Source organism: Streptomyces roseochromogenus subsp. oscitans DS 12.976 (assembly GCF_000497445.1).
Lineage (GTDB): Bacteria > Actinomycetota > Actinomycetes > Streptomycetales > Streptomycetaceae > Streptomyces > Streptomyces oscitans.
Genome location: NZ_CM002285.1, coordinates 4,456,432 through 4,457,213, shown reverse-complemented (window position 1 = coordinate 4,457,213; position 782 = coordinate 4,456,432). Strand labels below are relative to the sequence as shown.

Here is a 782-nt window from a genome sequence, read left to right as displayed (position 1 = left end):
GCCCTCACGCTTGAGGCAGTTGTAGGAGCGGACGGTGAGCTCCAGCTCCTCGATCGGCAGCGCGAGGTCGGCGGCCAGGGCGGCGTCCGTCGGGGACGGGCCCATGTCGATGCCCTCGGCGTCGATGTTCAGCTCGCGCGCCAGACCGAACAGCTCGACCAGCGTCTTGCCGGCCGACGCCATGGCGTCACGCGGACGCATGGCCTGCTTGGTCTCGACGTCGACGATCAGCTTGTCGAAGTCGGTGCGCTGCTCGACACGCGTGGCCTCGACCTTGTACGTGACCTTGAGAACCGGCGAGTAGATCGAGTCGACCGGGATACGGCCGATCTCCTGGCCCACCTGCTTGTTCTGCACGGCCGAGACGTAACCGCGGCCGCGCTCGACCGTCAGCTCCATCTCCAGCTTGCCCTTGCCGTTGAGCGTGGCGAGGACCAGGTCGGGGTTGTGCACCTCGACACCGGCCGGGGGCGCGATGTCGGCGGCGGTGACCAGACCCGGGCCCTGCTTGCGCAGGTACATCACGACCGGCTCGTCGTGCTCCGAGGAGACGACCAGCTGCTTGATGTTGAGGATCAGGTCGGTGACGTCCTCCTTGACGCCCGGCACGGTGGTGAACTCGTGCAGGACACCGTCGACACGGATGCTGGTGACAGCAGCGCCGGGAATCGACGACAGGAGGGTGCGGCGGAGGGAGTTGCCGAGGGTGTAGCCGAAGCCCGGCTCCAGCGGCTCGATCACGAACCGGGAACGGAACTCGTCGACGACCTCTTCGGTCAACG

General features: G+C 67.3%; 1 protein-coding gene. It reads right to left on the bottom strand.

Annotated features, from left to right (window positions below; all coding sequences use genetic code 11):
* Positions 1 to 780, bottom strand: a 780-nt coding sequence (locus M878_RS68915; protein ID WP_037730135.1) for a DNA-directed RNA polymerase subunit alpha, incomplete at its 3' end; no start/stop codon positions are given.
* Positions 781 to 782: the final 2 nt, after the last annotated feature.